The sequence below is a fragment of the Clostridium sp. K04 genome (assembly GCF_019734375.1).
GTDB lineage: Bacteria > Bacillota > Clostridia > Clostridiales > Clostridiaceae > Clostridium > Clostridium saudiense.
This window is the reverse complement of the sequence record NZ_JAASHD010000073.1, coordinates 1-5140: the sequence shown is the minus strand read 5'-3', so window position 1 is coordinate 5140 and position 5140 is coordinate 1. Positions and strand designations below refer to the sequence as shown.

The following is a 5140-nucleotide window of genomic DNA, read 5'->3' as shown; positions in this document are numbered from 1 at the left end:
CTTGGATACAAGACACCGTTAGAAGCATTTAACGAAGAACAAGCTAAGTGTTGCACTTAGCTTGACAATTCGTCATATTTTTCATACCAATTTTCTTGTTCTTCTTTTGTTATATATTTATTATCTTATTTACCTTATCTTTAATTTCATCACTAATATTCTCAGTTTCTTTTAATACAAATATTGATACTCCAAATTTAGTATTATATATGTCATTTATTCCTTCTATATCACTTTCATTAACTACAGCAACTGTTACATCAGTGTAATCCGTTGTACCAACTTATATAGTTTCTCTATCTGTGAAAAAATAACTTCTAGTTCTTTCGGTACAAGCAATCTTTAATGATTTCATGCCTATTCATCCTTATGTCTTTTTAGTTTATCTATTTATAATTTACTTAATATAAAAATTATATTATATGTATATTTTATTAATTAACATCATAATTATATATTTAGCAAATTTTAATGTAAATGCTATACTGAAAAACTATAATAAATAATTATAGCTAGCTTAAACCATTTCCTTAATTATAAAATAAATTTAATCAATTAAAATTAATACTAAAATTAAAGACTGCATAAAATACATATTTTTTAAATTCATTTTATGCAATCTTAATTATTTATATTATTTATTTTAAACTATATATGGTAAAATAAAAGTAAATTCTGTTCCTTCATTTAATTTACTTTTTACATTAATTTCTCCACCATGAAGTTTTATTACCGATTGAGTTAATGATAATCCTAATCCAATTCCATTTTTTGAATAACTATTAATTCCTTCACATCTATAAAAGGGTTTAAAAATTTCATCATAATCCTCTTCCTTTATACCACTTCCAGTATCTATTACTTTTACTTCAATAGTATTTAGATCTTGATAACATAATATATCTATACTTCCATTAATTTTGTTATATTTAATAGAATTTTCAATTACATTATAAAATGCCCTATATAACATAATTTCATTTCCCTTTATTTTATTTTTTATATTATATGAATTTAATTTTAATTTTATATTTTTTTTATTGGCAATAATAGATAAATCATCAACTATATCTTCTAATATCTCATCTATGCTAACAATTTCATTTAAAGGTGCATTTTCCTGTCTTATTATATCTAATAATGTTTCTATTATTAAATTCATCTTTAATATAGACTTTTCTACAACCGCCAAAGTTTTATCATATTCCTCTAAACTTTTACAATTACTGCTTTTTAAAACATCTATATTTGTTTTAATTACTGCTAATGGAGTTTTTAACTCATGTGCCACACTAGAATTAAACCTTTTTTGTGATGCAAATGCATTTTCTAATTTTGCTATCATTTTATTAAAAGAAATTGTAAGTTCTTTAATTTCATCATTTGCTCCCTTAATACTTAAATTGGAATTTAAATTATCCTCATTTATTTTTTTTATATTTTTATTTAATTCTACAATTGGAATTAAAGCATTATTTACTACAAAATAAGTGCACATTCCACCAATAGTTACTACTAAAATAAATGCAATTATTGAAAACCAATAAATTCTTGATGTTGTCTCTTCTATAGCTGATTCTATTGATATCTTATCAATTTCATCTTTAAAATCACCATTTAAATCTATTTTAATATCTTCTGTATTTGAATTAATTATTCCTTTTAGCTGTGGAACTGTATGCCTTACATCATAATTAATACTAAAAAGAAGAATTCCACTAGTTATTGTCATTATTAATACAGTAAATAATGTAAGTTTCCATTTTAACTTTATTTTTATATTATTCACTAGTTATACCTCCAAATAAATATCCAACTCCTTTAATTGTTTTAATCATATTTTCATTACAACTAACAGCTGTTAATTTTTTTCTAAGAGAATATACATGAACTCTTATTACTGTTGTAAATGGGTCTGTATTTTCATCCCAAACATGATTTATCAATTCTTCGGAACTTATAACTTTATCTTTATTTTGAACTAGATATTTTAAAAGTGAATATTCTTTCAATGTTAAATTAAGAACTATATCATCATATGTAACTTTGTGTTTAGATACGTCTATAGATAACTTTCCCTCTTTTAAAATTGAAGGTTTACTTTCAAACTCTCTTCTCAAAAGAGCTCTTATCCTTGCCGTTAACTCTAAAAAATCAAATGGTTTTACTAAATAATCATTAGCTCCTAAGTCTAATCCTTTTATTCTATCCTCAATTTCTCTATTTGCAGATACAATTATTACTCTTGTGTTTATATCTTTTTCTCTAAGCTTTTTTAATATATAAAATCCATCTACCTTTGGCAAATTTATATCTAAAACCAATAAATCATATGTATTTAAACTTAAAAAATCTAAAGCATCTTCTCCATCCATTGCTACATCAACGGCATAACCTTCATTTTTTAATCCTCTTTGTAGAGCATGTACTATATCAGCTTCATCTTCTACAATTAATAATTTCATCACATATTCCTCCTATTTTATAAATAAAATGGAGCTATCGCACCCTGAAAAATTATACACCATATATTGTACTATTTATTCTTAATGCGATAGCCCTATTTGTTAATAATTATAATATACAAATTTTAATTATACTACAAGGAGTTTATTATTATTATTATTATTATTATTAATTTTATTATTTTTTATTTTATTTATTCAAAACCTGCTGCCTTTACTTCTTCTCTGAATTTTTCATCAAAACCAGTTACTTCTACATTTTTTCCATCAACTGTTAAGCTTAACCCATTTTTAAGGTTTGCTAAATCCTCTTCACTTAATTCAAAAGAAATATCATCATTACTTCCTTGATAATTATTTGAATTACTAATTGAATTATTATAAGAATTATTATATTGATTACTATTTACTACTTTATCAACACCATTATTGGTATTTTTGTTACTATTATATGAACTTTCAGTTTTATTATTGCTTGATTTGCTTGCTACACTATTACTTGCTCTTCCTCCAGCAAAACTTAATAAACCTACTATTGTTAGCGCTAATACTCCAAATATTAATGATTTTTTCATATCTTATCATCCTTCCTTACATAAAACTTTTCTGATAACTTAATTTATTAATTATTTTATTTCTTAGGTTATCTCTTCTATGTTTTTATGATAACAAATCCAATGTAAAATCATCGTTAATTTTTAAAAATATTTATATATTATTTGTGAACTACTCTCCAATTATAGAAGTGGGAGCTTCTTGGTGAATATACCTAGCGGTAATAAATAAATATCTTTCCACCCAACTCACATTTACGGTGGAAAATAGGTGGAAAGATATATTTTTTAATACATATAAACTTTTATAAATGTCTATATTACTTAACTAACCTTACTACCGTCTCAGCATGTGATGACTGCCGTTCGTAGTTAAACTTTAGAAGGAATATATAGCTTTGTATATTCCTTCTTTTAAACCTATTCTATAACCTCATTAAATTTAACAAATAACGCCTTTAAACCTTCCATAAGTTTATTATACATAATCTCTGTTTCATCAAACCTATTTATACTAAGACTACTTACAATATTATTTTTTAATTTTTCAACTTCATCTGTTGATACTAAATGGAAGTATATAATTCTTAAATCATTTAATAAGTATAATGGAGCTATTATTTTTCTCAATTCATCTTCATCTGAAATATACTGACTTAATATAAACTGATAATATTTTATTGATTTCCATTGCTTATAGTTTTTATCTTTTTTTCCTACATTGTTTTCATAGTAATTTTTAAAATTAGATATATTAACAGCTTCAATCAATATTTTATGTAAAGCACTTATTACAGGTTTCACTTCTAAATCACTATGGTGTTAGTATAAAGTAGTGGACACATTAAATCGAACTAAGTAAAATAATATTTAGTTAAGAAAGGATGTGTCCATTATGGGAAAGGGCAGAAGATACGATCAAGAATATAAAGATATGATAGTAGAATTATTTAAGTCAGGAATGAGCTTAGCAGAGCTAAGTAGCGAATATGGCATTGCAAAATCAACAATTAACGGCTGGGTTAAAGATGTAAAAGAAATTAAAGTAGATGAAAATGAAGTTATGACATTAAAGGAAGTTAAGGCTTTAAAAAAAGAAATGGCAAGAATTAAAGAGGAAAATGAAATATTAAAAAAAGCTATGGCCATATTTGCAACAAGAAATTAGATGAATTAATAGAATTTATAAATAGCAATAAAAACAAACATGATATTAAGACTATGTGTACCGTTCTAGGCGTAGCCAGAAGCACATATTATAAATCTTTTGATAAAACTAAATCTGCAAGAGAATTAGAAAATGAGGAATTAAAATCAGCTATTAAAAGGATATATAAAGAGAATAAAGGCATATATGGTGCTCCTAGGATTCATCATATACTTGGTATAGAAGGATTCAATGTATCATTGAAGCGAGTTCAAAGACGAATGACTGAACTTGGCCTTTGTGCAGTAACTGTAAAAAATACAAACCTCATTCAAGTAAAAAGGTAGCAGAAGATTTAGAAAACGTTTTGAAAAGAGATTTTACTACTACTTCTATTAACGAAAAATGGGTAGGAGATATTACATATATTTATACTATCAAAGATGGTTGGTGCTATTTAGCTTCAGTTCTAGACTTATATTCTAAAAAAATAATTGGCTACGCTTTCGGTCAGAGAATGACTAATGATTTAGTTGTTAAAGCCTTAAAAAATGCTTATTACAGCCAATCTCCCGATAAGAATAAGCAATTAATATTTCATAGCGATTTAGGCTCTCAATACACTAGCAATGATTTAAGGGAGCTATGCAAAGAGTTTAATATTATACAATCGTTTAGTAAAAAAGGTTGTCCATATGATAATGCTTGTATAGAATCTTTTCATTCATTAATAAAAAAGGAAGAAATATATAGAAATACATACCGTACCTTCGAAGAAGCTAATATGGCTATTTTTAAATATATTGAAGGTTGGTATAACAGAAAAAGGCTACACTCTTCTATTAATTACATGACTCCAGATCAATGTGAATTATTAGCTAGAAGTGCAGCATAAAAAGGGAAAGTAGATAGATTTGTGTAAAAAACAAATCTATCTACTCTTTTTTTGTATGATTAGTTGGTAGATTTGGAAT

At 25.2% G+C, this 5140-nt stretch carries 4 protein-coding genes and 1 pseudogene; 1 reads left to right on the top strand and 4 read right to left on the bottom strand.

The features are described from left to right. Window positions 1-643 precede the first annotated feature (643 nt). The 4 genes from HCG70_RS17745 to HCG70_RS17015 form a co-directional block, all read right to left on the bottom strand. Window positions 644-1789: a cell wall metabolism sensor histidine kinase WalK gene (locus tag HCG70_RS17745; protein WP_154821394.1), complete on the bottom strand. Its 1146-nt coding sequence runs from the start codon at window positions 1787-1789 to the stop codon at window positions 644-646. Next, the gene (locus HCG70_RS17025) at window positions 1782-2465 is read right to left on the bottom strand and encodes a response regulator transcription factor (RefSeq protein ID WP_042402969.1); all 684 of its coding nucleotides are present in this window, start codon (window positions 2463-2465) and stop codon (window positions 1782-1784) included. The genes HCG70_RS17745 and HCG70_RS17025 overlap by 8 nt, the downstream gene beginning before the upstream one ends. 194 nt (window positions 2466-2659) lie before the next feature. Beyond that, the gene (locus HCG70_RS17020) at window positions 2660-3040 is read right to left on the bottom strand and encodes a hypothetical protein (RefSeq protein WP_042402972.1); all 381 of its coding nucleotides are present in this window, start codon (window positions 3038-3040) and stop codon (window positions 2660-2662) included. A gap of 399 nt (window positions 3041-3439) precedes the next feature. Further along, a complete protein-coding gene (locus tag HCG70_RS17015; protein ID WP_042402975.1) occupies window positions 3440-3823 on the bottom strand; it encodes a hypothetical protein in 384 nt (127 codons plus the stop codon). A 91-nt stretch (window positions 3824-3914) separates the two neighbouring features. On the opposite strand from HCG70_RS17015, the pseudogene HCG70_RS17010 reads away from it, so the two are divergent. Then, a pseudogene (locus HCG70_RS17010) lies at window positions 3915-5061 on the top strand (IS3 family transposase). Window positions 5062-5140 lie beyond the last annotated feature (79 nt).

Excerpts from the sequence above, each read along its gene's own strand:
- HCG70_RS17025 (WP_042402969.1), bottom strand. The coding sequence starts at position 2,465 with ATGAAATTATTAATTGTAGAAGATGAAGCTGATATAGTACATGCTCTA.
- HCG70_RS17020 (WP_042402972.1), bottom strand. The coding sequence starts at position 3,040 with ATGAAAAAATCATTAATATTTGGAGTATTAGCGCTAACAATAGTAGGT.